Genomic DNA, 19,899 nt, shown 5'->3' with positions numbered 1-19,899 from the left:
TTTATTTGTAACTTGTTCTCTATTTTTTATATAAATCCCTGCAGATAGAAGCAGGGATTTTTTTTATCTAAAACGAAAGTAATAGTAATTTAATTCATTGAACGAACAGATATTTTTCTTATTGAAGCCAAATGTTTTTATCTATGGGACTGATCTTGATTTTAGGCGTTTGTCAGTATTTTTTGGTTGAAATTCCTGCTATAACACCGGCGGTAAAATAAAAAAATGATGAAGGATTAATGTAATATGGCTAATTCGATTTATGTAACAATTAAAGGTAAACTTCAGGGGTTGATTTCTCAAGGCTGTTCTACACTGGACTCTATTGGTAATAAATTTCAGCTGGGGCATGAAGATCAAATCTTTGTATTGCAATTTAATCATGGTGTTTCACGTTCACAAAACGTAGCTCACCAACCCGTTAAATTTGTAAAGCCGCTGGATAAATCCTCTCCGTTATTAATGATGGCAATTTCAAATAATGAAGAACTTGACCTGATGTTTGATTTCTATCGAACATCACAAGCAGGTGGTCAGGAACGTTATTACTCGGTTAATTTACGTAATGCGAAATTACTCAATTTGAATGTGCAGTACCCGCATTCTGTTAACCATAATGATCAGCAACCGGAAGAAGTCGTTGCAGTTAAGTATAAAGATATTGTATGTCAGCATCATACTGCCGGGACATCAGGATATTGTGTTTGGGAAGATACCGTTTATTAATTAACAATCACGAGTGGTAATTAAAATGCGATTTGAAAGTCTTACGTCACAACTGAGGAATGAGTTTGATGAAAGTAAGCTGCCAGATTTTCATCTTTCCTACAGAATTAGTAACAACGTTCCTTCTGATTTAGACTTTAAGGCAATAGCCGATGCCTTAGATTGCCACCGTGATTTTTATGGTGCTGGAATTATTTATTCAGATGGTTTGTATGAGCGTTATTTGGTGAGGCCATCGAAAAGACGCGGCAATCCCGCTGTTTCTGAATTAACCCATATTATTATCTTCAATCTTGAAGCTGGGGCGGTTCCAGAAGTCGAACTGAAAAAAACAGTTTCTGAACCCAATTTAGCGTTGGAAATTGGTTCTACGGCACTTGCGTGTGGTGCAGCGGCAGCTTATTTGGCAACAACAGTAGGATCGGGTGCAGCGACACCACTTACTGGAGGAACTAGCACTATACTCTCAGGCTTAGCTTTTAGCGGGTTTCTGGCGAGTGGGGCTCAATGTCTGAATGGTACATACCGAGTTGTTGATCTTACTTTCGGAGGGGATGACGGCGCTGAACGTATAGCGTGGCTGGATTCACAGGATTGGTATACGACGACCTCGACTATGTTGGATTTTATTTCTTTGGCTTCTGGTACAGCAGCACTAAAGGAAACATATCAAACGTATAAGATAATGAGATCGACTTCCCCTCGTAAGGCATCAGAATGGTTGAATAATATGCCACGACATGAAAAAAAACGATTAACAGAAGAAATCATACGGTATTATAACCCTGGAATTTCTAATCAAGAAATAAAACGATTGATAGCATTAGGCCAATATCCTAAACGTTATCCAACCGAACAGATTAGAAACGCGCTTAAAAATAATCTTATCAATACACTTTCTTCAGGTGGCGCTTTTATCAGCAGTGGAATGACGGGCATTATTAAAAACCCTGAAAATGTATTTACTTCCGGTAAGTATGTTATTGGCGTTATTCATTCTTTTGCCGCCGAAAACCCTGCTGGTTATCGTCCAAATTGATATTAAGAGTAGTGCAATGAATAACAAAATAAATATGAAAGGGTTTATTTGTAATAAGAGGTTGAATAATCTCTTGGCTGAAATGACTAAATTAGATGATAAATTTAAGAATGGTGAATCATCATTGAAAAATGATATCGGATTCAAAGAATTTAAATATCATTTTAACCCAGTAACAGTAAAGGGGAGTTTTAGTCTGAGCATAATGGGGTTTAGCCTGATTTTGCCCTTTTCAATGCTCATGGCTTTTTTTATTCATTACTTTATGCAATCCGGTATTGACACAATATCAATTGCGACTTGTATATTCCTGATGTTTTCTTTTCTGTTGTCTGTTTTTTTTGTATTTTTGCTTTTAGGTCGTGGCGATAAAAAAGGGATTTATATAAATAGAACTTTGTATCAAATTATATTGGTTAGTGGTGTTATTTCTCTGATTTATCATTATGCATATGGTTTCATGCATATTTTATATTTTTCTATTGTGATTCTTCTTTCATTATTAACAAAATCCATCATGAATAGTCAGTGTTTTTTTAATATGATTATTGATATTAAGTCTTTTAAATTGACACATTTGTTATTAAAAAAAGATAACAAAGAAATAATGAAAATGAGCAAGAAAGAGTTCAGATCTCACTTAAAAGAAAGGGAAAGAAAAAAACGGCTGAGAATTGAAAAGAATAAAAAATAAAGACAATAGATAGCAAAGTGGAATGAAACAGGAATTACCGAGATGAATATAACCGAAGCATTATCAAACAGGCAATTCAAACGTATTTTGAGTCTGTATAAAAACATAGATGATAGAATAAAAAGTGATGATTCGTCTCTTATCGAAGAGCCTGATATTGCAAGGCTTAAAGATAAAACCGCCATAAATCGCTCTTCAGAAGAAGGCGTGTTATTGGTTTTGTTTCCTGTACTGTTATTTGTCTCTTATATCATATTGGTAATTGTCTTTTACGATTTTTATTTCTCTTCTGATGCAGCCGGATTTCGTCGCTCTGCCAGTATGTTTATTATTTCGGTTATTTCTTTACTGTCATTTTATACTTACAGGGGTAACACTTCCTCTTTGAAAATTCTTAATGTGCTGAATACATTAAGTTTTTTTATTGCCTTGTTCATCATTTTCCTTGACTTCTTTGTCTATAATATGCACCACGAATGGTATTTGTTGATTATCGTGTTTTCTAATTTTTTCTCAAATAGAATTATTATAAACAGCACTTCTTTTTCTCAAGCCATGACAGAAATTTTATGGTTTAAAACAACGAATCATCTGCTGAGGAAACAGATAAACAGCGAATCTGATGAACACACTGATTTTCAGAAGAAAAATATATTCATGATGCTTTGGCAATATTGTGTATTGAATACAAATCTTAATAACACACTAAAAGAAAGTGACAAACTGAACCTGCGAATAGAAAGAAACGACTCTACGCTGATGACAGAAAAAAGGATAAATAAATATCAGAATTTGCTGGATTTCGGTATGTCAAAAAAAGCGTTATTAATGACGGTATTCGCGACTATTTTATTGATGAAGGTTTATGTGATTGGAACGTTTATGCTGTTATCCCATTTTGATAATAAAAATGATCTACCTATCTTGTTTTTTACAGCCGCATTATCCATGGTGTTTGCTTCCTTATCTATGCTACTCACTCATCGAGGCGTGACATTAGGTTTCAGAATGCTCATTTTGGCACGTTTTCTTTTTATACTGATGGTCATCTTATTGGTGGGCTTCAAATTTGTCATGGGTATTCTGGAGTACAGCAATATCGCTTTATCTATGATTGTTTTAGAATTTTTATTGGTATTCTTTATGCTGAATACGGAGTATTACAGCAAACACCTTAGAGAGCTACATTGCTTTTTGGCGTGGCATAAGATAGCCAGAAATAAGCATAAGTAAATTTCAGAGGTACACCGCATGGTAATGTGTACCTCTGATGTATTAAATCAATGACGTTTTTCTTTCCCGAACACTGCAATTGCGCCAGCAATCAACAGCAGCAGTGTCCCAGACGCGATAAGCACCGACAGGAATGAATGATTGAACGCCTGTTTTGCGGCCTGAATCAGCGATAAGGCCGCATCTTCCGTCAATTGTTCAGCGGCGAGTAGCGCGTCGTCAATGCCGTTCCTTGCCAGCTCTGGCATGCCAGCATCTACAGGAAGTGTAAAGGAAATGCTGTAAACGGCTACCATCAGGCTGCCGAGAACCGCTATCCCGAGCAAGCTGCCCAATTCATAGGCGACTTCCTCAATGGACGCGGCTGTGCCTGCATTTTTCTCCGGAACATTAAGCATAATGGATGTAGAGGCGGCAGTCATAGCAGCACCGGCACCAAATCCAATGATACTGAACGTCACAATTTGCACTAACATGCCGGATTGCAAACCAAACAGATAGCCAAAGGCACCCAGCCCAGTTAAAGCGAGTGAAAGCCACATGAGTCGCTCTGCGCCAAATTTGGGAATAGCTGTTCCGGCCAACGGGCCTGCAATAAAAGAAGCGATAGCTATGGGTAGGATAAATAATCCCGCCTGCAAGGGTGATAGCTCCATCGCAAGTTGTAATCGCTGGCTAATGGCGAGTTCCATACCGACAAGCGCGGCGGTGGAGGCAAAAGCTGCAATGATGCCGGTTGTAAAACCCCGGTTGCGGAACAGACTGAAATCTATCATGGGCTTTGGCGAGCGCAATTGTCGGCGCACAAACATGGTTGTGAATATCAGCCCAATGGTGCCTGCTATCATTGCTGTTTCCAACGATGACTCTAATTTGCTGACTTCCTTGATGGCATAAGTGATACCAATCAGGCCAAGCATGATTTGTATTGAGGCAATCAAATCGAAAGTATGGCCTGGGTTGGTCTGGCTTTTGGGGATGAAAATCAGTGCGAAAGCCAGTGCAATAAAAACGATTGGAACGTTTATCAGAAAAACAGAACCCCACCAATAATATTCAAGCAGCAACCCGCCGATAACCGGGCCAAGCGCGGCACCTCCTGAGGCGACGGCTGACCAGATGCCGATAGCAAGCGCCCGTTCATTGGGGTTTTCAAACGTATAGCGAACGATGGCGAGTGTTGCTGGCATCATCATTGCTGCACCGAAAGCCAGAATGACACGCGCTGCGATCAACATGTCGGGACTAGGGGAAAATGCAGCCATAAGCGATGCGGCACCAAAAACAGCTAACCCATTGGTAAATAGTTTTCTGGCACCGAAGCGATCGCTCAATGCGCCCATTGCGGGAAGCAATCCGGCGATCGTTAAGGTATAGGCATTCATGATCCATAATTTTTCAGAAGCGGAGGCCCGCAAATCATGAGCCAGCCGCGGTAAAGCGGTGTATAGAACGGTCGCATCAATCACAATCAGGAACAACGCACTGGAAATGATGAGCAAAACCAACCAACGGAGATTTGTTTTCATAAAAATTTTACCAATACGGTTGGTAGCGATAGACTGCCAAACCTTGATTTAACGGTTGGCGGATATTATAAATACATACGTATTTATTTAAAAGGGGGAGAGTATGGGACGTCGCAAAACCATTGACCGGGAAGTTCTGTTGGATGCCGCGGAACAAATCGTTACAACACATGGAGCGGCGGCGCTTACGATTGATGCAGTGGCGAAAACAGTCGGCATAACCAAAGGCGGTGTACAGTACAGTTTTGGTACGAAAGATGCCCTGATTGATGCGATGTTTGACCGTTGGGGTGAGAGCTATGCTCAACAGTTCCAAAAGATCGCGGGAGAAAATCCTGATCCGTTGACTGCAATGTATGCACATGCTGAAGCGACCCGACGGTCTGATGCTGCATCAACCGCAAAGGCGGCGGGATTAATGGCTGCACTGCTGCAAACACCGGAGCACCTGAAATCGACTAAAGAGTGGTATCAGGAGCGCATGGCGGGATTAGATATGACAACAGAGGAAGGCCGTCAGGCACGTTTGGCGTTTCTGGCCACTGAAGGTGCGTTTATTCTGCGTTTTTTCGGTTTAATGGATATTAATGAGGATGAGTGGAAAGACATCTTTAATGATATTTCGACTTTAATGCCATCAAAGTGTGCTGAATAGTAAAAATAACGAATAAAATATCGTCACGCAATGAATGTCCTCAATAATCATCATGTTATTTAACTTATTGATTGCCATTGACGCAAACGTTTTCTTTTTTGTCGTTCTACGGTAACGATTTTTATGGGTTTCCTGTAGGATAAGTCGAAAACTTCGTTTTTTGGGATGGGAAATCACATTACATGAACACAATAACTTCTGGCTCTGAAAAACGTCAGGGCTTGCTTCAGCGCGTGTTTAAATTAGAGGAACACGGAACGACGGTTCGCACTGAAATGGTTGCCGGTCTGACAACCTTTCTGACAATGGTTTATATCGTCTTCGTCAATCCGCAAATATTGGCGATGGCGGGAATGGATATTAAAGCGGTCTTTGTCACTACCTGCTTAATTGCGGCAATTGGCAGTATTTTGATGGGATTGATGGCGAATTTGCCCATTGCCGTGGCACCAGCGATGGGGTTGAATGCCTTCTTCGCTTTCGTTGTGGTGGGGGCGATGGGAATTTCATGGCAAGTTGCGATGGGCGCGATTTTCTGGGGTGCGGTGGGGTTGTTGCTCTTGACGGTCTTTCGTATCCGATATTGGATGATCGCGAATATTCCGCTGAGCCTGCGTGTGGGAATTACCAGTGGTATTGGTCTGTTCATCGCAATGATGGGGCTGAAAAATTCGGGCATTATCGTTCCCAATCCCGACACAATCGTGTCAATTGGTAACTTTGCTTCCCATAATGTGCTGTTGGGAACGTTGGGATTTTTCATCATTGCGATTTTGGCAGCACGCAACTTCCATGCCGCAGTATTGATTTCTATCGTGGTAACGACCGGCATTGGCTTGATGACGGGGCATGTGGAATATCACGGTATTTTTGACTTGCCACCCAGCGTGATGAGCGTGGTAGGTAACGTCGATGTGAAAGGCGCATTGGATATCGCGTTAATTGGCGTGATTTTCTCGTTCATGCTGGTGAACTTGTTTGACTCTTCCGGCACATTAATTGGCGTAACGGATAAAGCCGGGCTGGCGGACAGCGAGGGTAAATTCCCGCGCATGAAGCAAGCACTGTATGTAGACAGTCTCAGCTCTGTTGCCGGGTCTTACATCGGGACGTCTTCGGTGACCGCCTATGTTGAAAGTTCTTCTGGTGTTTCTGTCGGTGGGCGTACTGGTCTGACAGCAATTGTGGTCGGGATCCTGTTCCTGCTGGTGATGTTTATCTCTCCTCTGGCTGGTATGGTGCCTGCTTATGCCACGGCAGGAGCGCTGGTCTATGTCGGTGTTCTGATGACTTCCAGCCTGACCCGGGTGAAATGGAACGATTTGACGGAATCCGTGCCAGCCTTTATCACTGCGGTAATGATGCCATTTAGTTTCTCCATTACCGAAGGCATCGCACTGGGCTTTATTGCCTACTGTGCAATGAAACTGGGGACGGGGAAATGGCGTGATATCAGCTTATGTGTTGTGGTTGTCACGCTGCTGTTTATATTGAAAATGGTCTTTGTTGATGCCCATTAAATGCGGCTGATGCCATAATAAAAAGCCTGACAGATTATTTTCTGTCAGGCTTTTGTATGAGATAGGCAATCTGCTGTTATCGGTTTTTATTGGTGATTTTTTGGCGCGACAAAACCAATGCAGACGGTTTCAGGTTCAGCACTGGGTTGTGCTTGGAAGGAAAACGCTGCTTTATGGATGATTACCAAAGCCGGCCATTCCTGCAAAGTATGCTGAAAATCTTCCTGATTGCAGCTCTTACCCCGTTCACCCACCAGCAATGCGCCATGTTCCACAATATCTTTTTCTTTGACATGCCGGTTGTAGATATTTGGCGGCATACCTTTGTTTAATTCCCAAGGCTGTATTGTTTCTGGGCGATAGTGGCTATAGAACGTTATCCATTGATGCAAATATTCCCCACCGACATAACGCAATGGTGTTGAATACAACGCATTCCAGCGTTGGTCAAGCTGGCTGGTAAACGTTTTGATCCCAACGAATTTCTGGCCAGAGCCACGAACATTCGCCATCATTACACTGGCATAGCCGAGCACAACCAAGACACCGAATATGGCTAATCCCCGCAACGTTCCATGCAGCGATTTGGTCGGATATACCGTGATTGAACCGACCAATAGTGCCGGTGAAACAACCATAAAAGGTTGTAACCACTCGGTCATGCGTCCGCCTTGATTAAAGGAAAACCAGCTGTAAATAATCAACAAAGGCAGCAGGATAACGATATTCACCAAGGCATTGGAATGTTGTTTAGGCCAACCAATCCGGCCACCGAGCAAATAAATAATGACACTGAGGATAATCAATGGATAGAACACGGAAAGGGCGGCTTTGGTGGTATGCAGATTGAACCCTTTTTGGATTTGGGAATCTACCCACTTAAAGGCCACAAAATCGTTGTGCACCAGCCACCAAACATTCGGCAGAACGAGTGCGAACCATATGAGAATCGCGAGATAAAACAGCGGCTCCCGATAGTTGCGACGGACTTTGGGGACGAACAGGGAAAGCAAAAAAACGGAACCGATGATGGAAAGTGATGAGTATTTCCCCATCGTTGCCAGCCCGGAGCAAAGCGCGAATGCCAGCCACCATTTGGGATTATCATCAATGGCGCGCAAGAAAAACAGCAACGACCATGGCCAGAGCATCACTAAAAGGTAATTATCGTTATAAGGAATAATATCAAAATTGATAATGCCGGATAGATTCAGCGTCAGCATGGCAAGCCAAGCGAGCAGGATGTTGCCGGTCAAACGGAAAGCCAGCTGCCAGACCCCCAGCATACCGATGGCAATGGCAACAAAGTGGGTAAAATACCAATAAAAACTCAAAGAGATATTGCCGATATGGATAGCAGGTAGCATTATGGCACCGACTAGCCAAGGGTTTTTAGGGGAGCCCCACTCTCCATTTATTCCCCAGTTGAGTGCTTCAACAGCATCATAGGGAACAGTTGGATCGAGAAAATAACTGACTAGTATCCATAAAGCAGCATAACCAATGACCCAAAGATACAATGGTACGCGGTAAGACGAAGTATCAAAAAGACGCATAATGGTTAATGATCATATTATTTGAATTAATGTGACCTGAATATTAGCCGAACTTTGAACCATAAGTGAATGGCATTGGATGTTATAGGGCGTTTCTGTTAGATTCCGCCGAAAACATCTTGATAAAAGTGAGTTGAGTCACAAGCTATGAGTCCGTTAAAGAAAAAATCACCAGCGAAACCTTCCGCTGGCAAGCAAAAAAGAAAAAGCCGCGCAGAGCTGGATGCAGAAGGACGTGAACGTAAGCGCCAGAAAAAACGTCGTGGTAATCCGACCGGCAGCCGCAGTAGCAGCAGCGACAATAAACACCGGTCAACGACCAAGCAGGAAACCGATCCGCGTATTGGCAGTAAAGTTCCGGTTCCTCTGATTGTTGGCGAAAAGACAGCGGTTGTGAAACCTGCAATCAAACCGGTTGTGGAAAAAGCAGCGCCTCGCCTGTCTCCGCAAGAAGAACTGGAAATGCTGGAAAATGATGACCGTTTGGATGCGCTGCTGGAGCGTGTTGAACAAGGAGAAAAACTGTCTCAGGAAGAAAATGCCTATGTCGACGACATGCTCGATCGCATTGATGTACTGATGGAAAAACTGGGTATCAATCCAGAAGAAGATGACAGTGAAGAAGAACAGCAGGAAGATATCATGCAGTTGTTGAAAGGTAAGTAATTACTGCATCAACGGGTTATGAGCAAAAGGCGGATTCTTAATGAACAGTGTCTTAATAACCACTGTTCTAATAACCACAATATTCGTATGTTATTTATTGTGGTTATTGGGTAAACTGTGGCAGCTATCGCGACGTAAACGTCAGTTACGCAATGCCATCATGACACAGCGTTTCAACTCCATGAAAAAGTTGCGTTTTGGTGGGCGAAAACAGCGGAAGGAATAAGCATGTCAGAGCAAGCCATTGTTTGGGATCTGCCTTTGATCCAAAAATATAACTATTCAGGGCCTCGTTACACTTCATACCCCACGGCACTGGAATTTAACCAACAATACGATGACGCCGCTTTTATACAAGCCGCGAACCGTTATCCTGAACGGCCACTTTCCCTCTATATCCATATCCCATTCTGCCATAAGCTGTGTTATTTCTGTGGCTGCAATAAGCTGGTCACTCGCCAGAAACACAAAGCTGATGATTATCTGAATGTGCTGGAAAAAGAGATTGCAGCCCGCGCTGAATTATTTTCCCAGCGGAAAGTCAGCCAGATGCATTGGGGTGGAGGCACGCCAACCTTTCTGGATAAAACGCAAATCAGCCGGCTAATGTCGATGTTGCGAAGGCATTTCCATTTTCTGCCCGAAGCGGAGCTTTCCATTGAAATTGATCCGCGCGAAATTGAGCTTGATGTCATTGACCACCTGCGCCATGAGGGTTTTAATCGCCTGAGCATGGGTGTGCAGGATTTCAATAAAGACGTACAGCGTTTGGTAAACCGTGAACAGGATGAAGAATTTATTTTTGAGCTGGTCAACCGTGCGCGTGAAACGGGTTTCACATCCACCAGCATAGACTTGATTTATGGCTTGCCGAAGCAAACGACAGAGAGCTTTGCTTTTACATTGCAGCGTGTGCTGGCATTGTCGCCTGATCGTCTGAGTGTATTCAACTACGCTCACTTGCCGGATTTATTTGCAGCACAGCGTAAAATCAAAGAACAAGACTTACCCGGCGCAACGCAAAAACTGGATATTTTGCAGGAAACGATTTCCACTCTGACAGGCAATGGCTACCAGTTTATCGGGATGGACCATTTTGCCCGCCCTGATGATGAGCTGGCGGTTGCCCAGCGGCAAGGCATCTTGCACCGCAATTTTCAAGGGTATACCACACAGGGGGAATGCGATTTACTTGGCTTGGGAGTTTCGGCGATCAGCATGCTGGGAGACAGTTATGCGCAGAATCAAAAAGATCTGAAAACCTACTATGCTGCGGTGGAAGCGCAAGGTCATGCGCTGTGGCGTGGTTTGGCGCTGACGCACGATGATTGTATTCGCCGTGATGTCATTAAGTCACTGATTTGCAATTTCCGCTTGGATTTTGCGGACATAGAACAGCGTTATGCACTCGAGTTTGCGGATTACTTTGCGGAAGATCTGCAACTGTTGGCACCATTGGCGGAAGATGGGTTGATTGATGTGACAGAATCGCAGATTCAAGTATCCCCGAAAGGGCGTTTGCTTATCCGTAATATTTGTATGTGCTTTGACAGCTATTTACGCAGCCAGATGCGACAACGGCAGTTTTCGCGGGTGATATGAAGCTATAATTTTCCAGTTGCATTGCGTTGCGCTGACGAATGCAACTAATGAAGCACTGCTGATATATTGCAATTAATGACATTTATTCCAGCGTCGCCAGCATTTAGGAACATTCAGGAAATAACAATAAAAAGCAATAAAAAGCAGGTTGGATTGAAGTGATTATGCGTTTGAACCAAAAGTGATCATAGGTGTTGTACAAAATGAAGCGGGCTTTTTGCCACTCCCAATAACAGTAGAACACGCTAGCGATTAGTTATTACGAATTACCCAATGTAACGCATCGAGATCCTTTTGATCTGATGCTCATTACACAAGCTTTATATGAAGGCATAGTATTCGAAAGCATAGTATTCGTTACAAATGATGAAGCGATATTGCCTCAATTTGTTGATTTTAAGGAATATTTAATCAGCAATAGATAGTGGCTTTACTGAGGGGAGTGTCATCACTCCAGCCCCAATTCCTTCAATTTTCGCGTGATTGTATTCCTACCCCAGCCCAGCAAACGGGCGGCTTCCTGCTTATGTCCATTGGTATATTCCAGTGCACAATTAAGCAGAGTGCGTTCCAGCAGCGGCAGAGCATCAGAAAGCAGATCGGTTTTTCCCTCTTTTAGGGCGTTTTGTGCCCACTCTGCCAGCAGCTCTGACCAATTTTCATATGAAGAGGCAGGAAGAGGCAGCAAGTTTTCCGCTTGCTCTGGGGATTGGCTGCCAATTAAATCAGCCGGGAGATCTTGCACCAGCACTTCTTTACTGGCAGCCATGACCGTCAACCAGCGGCAGACATTTTCCAACTGACGGACATTTCCCGACCACGGTAAGCGAGCCAAGGCAAGTTCTGTATCAGGATGCAGGACTTTGGTTTCAACGCCCAACTCTTTGGCGGTTTGTTGCAGGAAATGGTGAGCCAGACGAGGAATGTCTTCTATCCTGTCCCGCAACGGCGGAAGCTGAACCCGAATGACGTTCAGGCGATGGTAAAGATCTTCGCGAAATTTCCCTTCTGCCACCCGTTGCTCAAGATTTTGGTGAGTGGCGGCAATGATACGGACATCGACTTTTATCGGCGCATAACCCCCAACCCGATAAAATTGCCCTTCAGCCAGTACCCGCAGCAGACGGGTCTGGATATCCAGCGGCATATCACCGATTTCATCCAAAAACAGGGAGCCGCCATTGGCTTGTTCAAAACGCCCATGACGTACTTGATTTGCGCCTGTAAATGCCCCTTTTTCATGACCAAACAATTCGGATTCGATTAAATCTTTTGGGATCGCGGCCATGTTCAAGGCGATAAATGGAGCGGAAGCCCGCGGGCTATGGCGGTGTAAGGCATGGGCGACCAGCTCTTTACCGGTACCGGATTCCCCGTTGATTAACACGCTGATGGAAGAACGGGAAAGCCGGCCAATAATCCGGTATACCTCCTGCATGGCCGGTGCTTCCCCAATCATATCTGAGACAGAGGCGGCCACTTGCGGGTTGGTGATGGATTGATGTTGTTCGCGATAATGACTTAATGCCCGTTCAACCAGTGCAACCGTTTCATCAATATCAAAGGGTTTTGGCAGATAATCGTAAGCGCCGTGTTGATAGGCACTGACGGCGGCATCCAGATCAGAATGGGCCGTCATAATGATGACCGGAAGCTGTGGGTGAGTTTGTTTGATCTGATTGAGCAGACTTAATCCGTCTAACCCGGGCATGCGGATATCTGAAAGCAGAACTTCGGGGCTGCCTTGCGATAAAGCTGTCAGTACCGTATCGGCATTCTCAAAACTGGTGCACTCCATTCCTGCGCCACTCAGTGCCCGTTCCAGTACCCATCGGATAGAGCTGTCATCATCAACGATCCAGACTTTTCCCCGTTGCATAGTCATCCTCACTTCTTGATAGGCAGGTAAATGGAAAATTCCGTGTGCCCCGGCCAACTGGAAAACTCGAGCTTTCCAGCATGCTGAGTAATTAGATTACGGGCGATGGATAGCCCAAGTCCAGTACCACCTTCATGCCCACTGACCATCGGGTAAAAAAGTGTATCCTGAATATGCGTGGGAATGCCCGGCCCATTATCTTCAATATCAATTCTGGCTGCCAGACGGTAGCGTTCGCCCTGTAGGGTCATCTGGAATGCGGTTCGTGTTCGCAAAATGATAGTGCCGCCTTTTTCTCCCAGCGCTTGCAGGGCGTTGCGGGTGATATTCAGTAATACTTGCTCAATTTGATCAGGATAATGCGCCAATTCAGGCAGGCTGGGGTCATAATCTTTGATTAGAGTGACATTGGCTGGCATTTCCAGCGAAACTAGCTGATAGACGCGTTCAACGACATGATGGATGCTCTGGCTGGTTTGGGTTCCCGGATATTGCGGCCCCAGCAAGCGATCAACAAGCGCCCGCAACCGGTCTGCTTGCTCAATAATCACTTGAGTATATTCCCGCAAAGATGGCTCTGGCAACGCCTTGGCAAGCAGTTGGGCGGCTCCCCGCAATCCCCCGAGAGGGTTTTTTATTTCATGTGCCAGCCCCCGAACCAATTCCCGCGCAGCCGCTTGCTGTGCTTGTTGTATCTGCTCTTGGCTTAACCGGCGTTGACTATCCATAGGCGCCAGTTCCAGCAAAATAAACTGTCCGGAAATTGGTTGGGCACTGAGCGACATAACATGAGAGTGATTGTTGATAACCAAGATAACTTCGTTGTCGGTAAAACCATGGCCGCTTATCAGGCTCGAACGCATCAACTCTGTATCCAGTGAGATATAGCTAAACAGAATGGGAAGAGGCGTGCCGAGTAATTTGCGCGTACTTGGCGCCAGCAGCTGCATTGCAGAATGGTTGGCGTAACGGACAATCAAATCATTATCCAGTACCAGAACGCTGTTTATCAGTGAATCGAGAATTTGTTCTGTTTCGGGCAAATTAACCATTGTCATTCAATCTCTGCACTTTTTTGGTGCATTGTAGTCTATCCAGCTTAACTCGGTGAGTCATTCATTCAGTCTGTATATTTTTTATTTTGCCTGGAATGAATATTCTGAATAGCTTGCGTGTGTGGGAAAAAAGCCCATCTTATGATGGGCTAAAAGTTTCACGGCAACAAAAAAGGGACAGCAACAATGCCATCAAAATACAGATTAAAACTTACACACTGTAATACAGTTCAAACTCCAAAGGATGTGGAGTCATACGGACGCGCTCAATTTCACCTTTCAATAAATTGATATAAGCATCAATCGCATCATCAGTGAAAACACCGCCGCGAGTCAGGAATTCACGGTCTGCATTCAGTTCAGCCAAGGCTTCTTCCAAAGAAGAGGCGACAGTTGGGATCTCTTGTGCCTCTTCTGCTGGCAGGTCATACAAGTTCTTATCCATGGCATCGCCCGGATGAATCTTGTTGATGATTCCGTCAAGACCGGCCATCAGCAGTGCGGAGAAAGCCAAGTATGGGTTCGCTGCCGGATCGGGGAAGCGGACTTCAATCCGGCGGGCTTTCGTACTGGCGACAACCGGAATACGGATAGAGGCTGAACGGTTACGGGCAGAGTAGGCCAGCATGACAGGCGCTTCAAAACCGGGCACCAGACGTTTGTATGAGTTGGTGGTTGGGTTGGTGAAGGCATTCAATGCACGGGCATGTTTAATAATGCCGCCGATATAGTACAGGGCCGTTTCAGACAGGCCGCCGTATTTGTCACCGGCAAACAGGTTAGTGCCATTTTTGGACAGAGACATGTGGCAGTGCATACCGGAGCCATTATCGCCAACCAGCGGTTTTGGCATAAAGGTGGCCGTTTTGCCAAATTTATGGGCAACGTTATGAACCACATACTTATAGATCTGGGTTTCATCCGCTTTTTTGGTCATGGTATTAAAGCGGGTAGCCACTTCGTTTTGCCCGGCGGTTGCGACTTCGTGGTGATGTGCTTCAACCACCAATCCCATTTCTTCCATGGTCAGACACATTGCTGAACGCAGATCTTGGGAAGAATCCACTGGCGGAACCGGGAAGTAACCTCCCTTAATGCCGGGACGATGGCCTTTATTACCACCTTCATAACGCGTTCCGCTGTTCCATGCAGCTTCAGTATCATCAATATGGTAATACGAGCCGGAGATAGAAGTACCGAAGCGGATGTCATCAAACAGGAAAAACTCAGGTTCAGGGCCGAATAAAACCGTATCGGCGATATCGCTGGCCCGCAGAAAATCTTCTGCACGTTTAGCAATGGAGCGGGGATCGCGGGTATAGCCCTGCATTGTGCCCGGCTCCAGAATATCGCAACGTAAAATCAGCGTGGCAACGTCGAAGAACGGATCAAGCATCGCTGTGCTTGGGTCTGGCATCAGCACCATGTCCGATTCATTGATGCCTTTCCAGCCACCGATAGAAGAACCGTCAAACATTTTGCCATCTTCGAAGAAATCTTCATCAACTTGATGGGCAGGTATGGTGATATGCTGCTCTTTACCTTTGGTATCAGTAAAACGTAAATCAATAAACTTCACCTGATGTTCTTCAATCATGGATAAAACATGTTCAACGGACATACTAAGCTCTCCTGGTTTGCATCAGCCTGATAAAACGGGGTAAAGAATTTACGGTTTTATTCTGGGCGACTGTGTATCTCTGTGCAGTCAATTTTTACGAGATTTCTGCTGCAAAGAGAAATGCGAAAAGTGTGCCAACTTTTCAAAAGTCTTTAATATCAGCATGTACAATCTCGGGGGAACAAAAAACAAACAGAAAGGAAAACGATTTTAACGGTGTTTGCACCAAATTGGGGAGTTGCAAGATTGCGCGCTGCATCATTATAGTGCAAAAGGGCATACCATTAGGATAACAGCACATTTTTTAGAAGAATTTTTTAGAGTAAAAGTGGGATGTGCAATTTTGATACTTAAATGGATTGCGCTTGTGGCTTGTTTGATTACCAAAAATGTCGTAAACCCCCGTCGGTTAGGCGGGGAGAAAAAATTTACCTTTTTGCATCCCTGCTTTTACCTGAATGCAGAAAATTTCTGTACGCAATAGATTTCAAGTTACATCGCGGCGGAAAGAGAATGACAAATTCGTCAGGAACGAATTTGAACAGCCAAGGGCTGGCCTCCGGTGAGAGGCAGGAGCCTCTCATAATCCCCGGGAGCATAGATAACAATGTGATCGGAATGGACGAACGCAGGCAACAAAGAGGCAGCTTGAAAGACGAAGTATATATAGTTAATACCTTAATCTTAGCTGCCTTAATTTAAGCCATACTCAAGGGTAAGTGTCTATATTACCCTGCCAACAGTTTCCATAGGCAACATCAGGATCAAAATCACTTCCTATCTGATAATCAAAGAAAATTAGGCCCTCATTACCATTGGTATAACCTAAATTATTATTCAAAAGATTATGGGGGATAGGAATAGTTAATGTAGCTGTCTTTCCTCCTGCATCATCAGGATTAGTTGGCATTCTATGAGTAAAAGGCTGTATGAACGATCTGGTGCTAGAAGTAATGTATAAATTTAATATAATCTCAGTACCAAAAGGCACTTTACTTGTGTCAGTGGGATCATTGGTTCCCGTTATCTTAACAAATAACCCCGCATTTTCTGGATTGCTTGTAGATATAGTATCATCATTAATGACATGATATTTCTCTATAAGGTTATTGCCAGATGAATCGTAAACTTTGCACATATCATATGTTCTAGTGACATCTTTCCAAGGCCTATTTGGTCTGCCTTTATAAACTAAATCCATATGAACAGATTTAGATTCAGTTATATCACCTGAAGGCCTAACAATGACATAATAAAAATGTGATTGTACGTTTTTATCAAAAATCTCATAAGGAACGGAAATTGAATAGCTGCCTAAACTTTCTGTTCTAACTTGGAGAGAAACTCTAGTATAGTGATCGTTTACAAAGAAAAGTATATAATCTCCAGTTGATGCATTTTCATATTTTTCAATTTCAACTAAAAATTTTTTATCTCCATTTGAGCTTAAATCCCCACCAAAAAAACCAAGAATGTTGGGCCGCTCATACTTGACGGCCATATTTTCTAAAGTGCTGTCTACAATGTATAAGGTGTCATTTGCAGGAACTTGGTTTGTATAATTAAGTACTTGTGCATATAAATGAAGGACAACGGGAAGTGTTTTTATGGGATGAATAAAAAATATTATATTACCATCATTGCCAGTTTTTACAAAAAATCCTTCGGCACCATTTTCCAACTGTAAAGGAATTTCATTTTCATTGTCTTTATCGTAAATCCTTACATCTTTTATGGCGCTGTTTGATTCGGAGGATATAAATACAGTAATGTTAGGAATGGATATTCCATTTTTATCTTTAACGTTTGTTGTTACTTTAGTGAATAATTTATTATCCTGATTGGGTTTAAGTGGGACTGTTAAAAATGGTTTTTCAATATTTAATTTCAATGAGTGTAAATCTATATTATTAAGTTCGTTGTTTTTCATATTTTCTACCATTTTAAAATTTAATAGATAATGATTTTTATGGAGCTATCCTAGATGTGTTGATTATCTAGAACAGCTCATAAAGAAAATTATAAATATTTATTATTCTGGTCTTGTATCAATATTCCCTTTCCACAGCTTGCTATAGTAAATATCTTCCCCTATAGAAAAAGTATAATCAAACCAGATGGTTGGAACCGCACCGGTAACAGGATCAGGTGCAATATTAGTAATTTTTTGTATGTCAATATTAATAAGTGTTGTTGCATATTCCCTACCGGTATCCAGCTTAAGTGGCACGGTTGCGCTAAAAGGTACCTTTTTATTTATAGACGTAGATTCTATATACATATTCAGAGTTACTTTGGTGCCCAATGGTACATTTGTTGTAGAGTTATTTTTACCCAATATTTCAATAAATAATCCGGAATTTGGGATTCCTATATTACTTGGATAGGCTTTTATATTATCGATTCCAATTGTTGCCCCGTTAGGGATACGATGTTTTTCTTGGGTTGGATCTTTATAGGTGCTTGTATAAAGGTTACAAGCATCATAGTTACGTGTTACATTAATTTTGGGCCTATATATTGCTCCACCCTGATATGCTAATGGTAAAGATGCAGAAGATTTTGAACCTGAACCACTTTCAAATATAGCCATATAGGAAAAATCAGTCTGAATATTTAAATCAAATATATCATAAGGTAATGTAAATGAATAATTATTTAAACCCAGTTCTGTAATAGGATCTTGCACTCGATAATAATGTCCGGTAAAAACGTTGTTTGTATCTTTATCTTTTTTAGTGAAAAATAATATATAGTCACCCTGCCTTGCATTGTCATACTCTTCTACAGCAACATAAAAATCAGTATTACCATTTGATATTAAAGGTCCATTAAAATATCCAGCAATGTTAGGCCAATGTATGGAATCAAAAATACTAACAGGTTGAGTATTAGCAATAAAAAGAGGTGTGTTGGCAGCTTTTGGCGTTTGGGTGACTCCTGTGACCATAGCACCCAACTCAAGCACAATTGACAAAGAGTTCTGTGGGTAAATATTAAATTGTACTTCCCCTTGGCTATCGGAACTTATCCATATTCCTTTAGTTGAGATAAATTTCTGTTGTTTAATTTGAGTTGGTTTTTCGAGATTACTATAAAAATCAACGCTGTCTAATCTTGATTCTGATCGAAAATCTGTTATGAAAATATATGCATTAGGTATTCGACCACTACTACCCATTAATGTCGTTGTTACAGGGGAATAAATTTTCCCATTTGGGGGAATATTTGCTATTGTTGGTGCTTCTAAATATGATTTTTCTTTCCCAATTGTAAGGATTAATGAATCTAAATTGATTGTCCTTGCAACCCATTGCACATCTATATTATTAATAATAGATGTATTGGCTGTCATGGTAAATGTAATGCTATCTTTGTCATTTATCGGTTTGCCATCTTGATTTTCCACACTCAAATAAACAATTCCTGAAGACTGTTTGTCACCTGAAGGCAATTGTATTTGTGGAATGGGGCTACCTTTCTCATTTAGAAATGTAATATTTTTAGACTTTTCAAAAACAATGGGGGGTAAATTACCCAGAGCTTGGTTTGTTGTTGATGTTAATGTGATAACAAGTGGAATAACTTGCCCTTTTATCAGACTTACATTATTTGATACTGCTACATTATTTGGTAAATATGCTTCTAATTTGACTTTAATTCCAGCATCTGCTTTTTTATTATTTTCGATGGTCATTTTATTACCTTATGTGAATGTTATTTGTGTTATTATTTATAGTAACTAATTTATTGTATTAAATTAGCAAAATGTGTTTATAACAGCATGTTGGATTTTAAGTTTATGAAAAATAAAAACCAATGAAAAATATTTATCACCTGATAGGAATTTTATATCACCATTCCATGTGATAATTAAACTTTGTTATGTAATGAGTTGTTGATATGGGAGGCTATTATTATTGGGGAATTTATTTTTATTTTGTGTATAGAAAAGCTAAGCATACTTTATATGAAAAAGTCTTTGAAATTATTAATAATATTTAATCTGCTTTGGGATTTTAAACCCAGGGTAAGGATGTCATTACCCGTGAAACCTTGAGAAATTAAATAAAGAAACTATACATTAAAAATAGCTGGCTCAATATATTGAACGCTTTGATATT

General features: G+C 42.2%; 16 protein-coding genes. 9 read left to right on the top strand and 7 right to left on the bottom strand.

All coding sequences use genetic code 11. From position 1 onward, the window contains the following. Nucleotides 1-246 precede the first annotated feature (246 nt). Genes BM100_RS07975 through BM100_RS07960 form a run of 4 tightly spaced genes read left to right on the top strand, consistent with a single transcriptional unit; the run spans nt 247 to nt 3,692 of the window. Nucleotides 247-726, top strand: coding sequence for an Hcp family type VI secretion system effector (locus BM100_RS07975; RefSeq protein WP_092509695.1), 480 nt, complete (start codon nt 247-249; stop codon nt 724-726). Nucleotides 727-751: 25 nt separating this feature from the next. Continuing rightward, nucleotides 752-1,765, top strand: coding sequence for an Ssp4 family T6SS effector (gene ssp4 / locus BM100_RS07970; protein WP_092509693.1), 1,014 nt, complete (start codon nt 752-754; stop codon nt 1,763-1,765). 16 nt (nt 1,766-1,781) lie between these two features. Continuing rightward, nucleotides 1,782-2,459 carry a hypothetical protein gene (locus BM100_RS07965; RefSeq protein ID WP_244590601.1) on the top strand — a complete coding sequence of 226 codons (678 nt, stop codon included), beginning with the start codon at nt 1,782-1,784 and terminating at the stop codon, nt 2,457-2,459. Between the two features lie 42 nt (nt 2,460-2,501). Further along, a complete protein-coding gene (locus tag BM100_RS07960; protein WP_092509689.1) occupies nt 2,502-3,692 on the top strand; it encodes a hypothetical protein in 1,191 nt (396 codons plus the stop codon). A 47-nt stretch (nt 3,693-3,739) separates the two neighbouring features. Here BM100_RS07960 and BM100_RS07955 read toward each other — a convergent pair whose 3' ends face one another. Further along, the gene (locus BM100_RS07955; RefSeq protein WP_092509687.1) at nt 3,740-5,221 is read right to left on the bottom strand and encodes an MFS transporter; all 1,482 of its coding nucleotides are present in this window, start codon (nt 5,219-5,221) and stop codon (nt 3,740-3,742) included. Between the two features lie 103 nt (nt 5,222-5,324). On the opposite strand from BM100_RS07955, the gene BM100_RS07950 reads away from it, so the two are divergent. Both BM100_RS07950 and BM100_RS07945 read left to right on the top strand, forming a co-directional pair. Beyond that, nucleotides 5,325-5,876: a TetR/AcrR family transcriptional regulator gene (locus tag BM100_RS07950; RefSeq protein WP_092509685.1), complete on the top strand. Its 552-nt coding sequence runs from the start codon at nt 5,325-5,327 to the stop codon at nt 5,874-5,876. Nucleotides 5,877-6,058: 182 nt separating this feature from the next. Continuing rightward, nucleotides 6,059-7,396 carry an NCS2 family permease gene (locus BM100_RS07945; RefSeq protein WP_092509683.1) on the top strand — a complete coding sequence of 446 codons (1,338 nt, stop codon included), beginning with the start codon at nt 6,059-6,061 and terminating at the stop codon, nt 7,394-7,396. An 86-nt stretch (nt 7,397-7,482) separates the two neighbouring features. On the opposite strand, the gene BM100_RS07940 is transcribed toward BM100_RS07945, so the two are convergent. Next, on the bottom strand, nt 7,483-8,952 hold the full coding sequence (locus tag BM100_RS07940) for a glycosyltransferase family 39 protein (RefSeq protein WP_092509681.1): 1,470 nt from the start codon (nt 8,950-8,952) through the stop codon (nt 7,483-7,485). Nucleotides 8,953-9,099: 147 nt separating this feature from the next. Here BM100_RS07940 and yihI point away from each other — a divergent pair, with 147 nt between their 5' ends. Genes yihI through hemN form a run of 3 tightly spaced genes read left to right on the top strand, consistent with a single transcriptional unit; the run spans nt 9,100 to nt 11,220 of the window. After that, the gene (yihI, locus tag BM100_RS07935; protein WP_092509679.1) at nt 9,100-9,618 is read left to right on the top strand and encodes a Der GTPase-activating protein YihI; all 519 of its coding nucleotides are present in this window, start codon (nt 9,100-9,102) and stop codon (nt 9,616-9,618) included. 40 nt (nt 9,619-9,658) lie between these two features. Next, nucleotides 9,659-9,844, top strand: a complete 186-nt coding sequence (locus BM100_RS07930; RefSeq protein WP_092509677.1) for a high mobility group protein Z — start codon at nt 9,659-9,661, stop codon at nt 9,842-9,844. Nucleotides 9,845-9,846: 2 nt separating this feature from the next. After that, the gene (gene hemN, locus BM100_RS07925) at nt 9,847-11,220 is read left to right on the top strand and encodes an oxygen-independent coproporphyrinogen III oxidase (protein WP_092509675.1); all 1,374 of its coding nucleotides are present in this window, start codon (nt 9,847-9,849) and stop codon (nt 11,218-11,220) included. A 448-nt stretch (nt 11,221-11,668) separates the two neighbouring features. Here the strand turns inward: hemN and glnG are convergent, their stop codons facing one another. The 5 genes from glnG to BM100_RS07895 form a co-directional block, all read right to left on the bottom strand. Next, nucleotides 11,669-13,099 (bottom strand): nitrogen regulation protein NR(I), encoded by a 1,431-nt coding sequence (gene glnG / locus BM100_RS07920; protein ID WP_092509990.1) that lies wholly within the window; start codon nt 13,097-13,099, stop codon nt 11,669-11,671. A gap of 8 nt (nt 13,100-13,107) precedes the next feature. Further along, entirely contained in the window at nt 13,108-14,157 is a 1,050-nt protein-coding gene (gene glnL / locus BM100_RS07915) for a nitrogen regulation protein NR(II) (protein WP_092509673.1), read from the bottom strand. A 208-nt stretch (nt 14,158-14,365) separates the two neighbouring features. Continuing rightward, complete coding sequence (gene glnA, locus BM100_RS07910) at nt 14,366-15,775, bottom strand: glutamate--ammonia ligase (protein WP_092509671.1); 1,410 nt, start codon at nt 15,773-15,775, stop codon at nt 14,366-14,368. A gap of 709 nt (nt 15,776-16,484) precedes the next feature. Then, nucleotides 16,485-17,705 (bottom strand): hypothetical protein, encoded by a 1,221-nt coding sequence (locus BM100_RS07900; RefSeq protein ID WP_092509667.1) that lies wholly within the window; start codon nt 17,703-17,705, stop codon nt 16,485-16,487. Nucleotides 17,706-17,807: 102 nt separating this feature from the next. Beyond that, entirely contained in the window at nt 17,808-19,472 is a 1,665-nt protein-coding gene (locus BM100_RS07895) for a hypothetical protein (RefSeq protein WP_092509665.1), read from the bottom strand. Nucleotides 19,473-19,899 lie beyond the last annotated feature (427 nt).

It is taken from the genome of Xenorhabdus mauleonii (genome assembly GCF_900113945.1).
In the GTDB taxonomy this organism is placed as follows: Bacteria; Pseudomonadota; Gammaproteobacteria; order Enterobacterales; family Enterobacteriaceae; genus Xenorhabdus; species Xenorhabdus mauleonii.
This window is presented reverse-complemented; position numbering and strand designations above follow the sequence as displayed.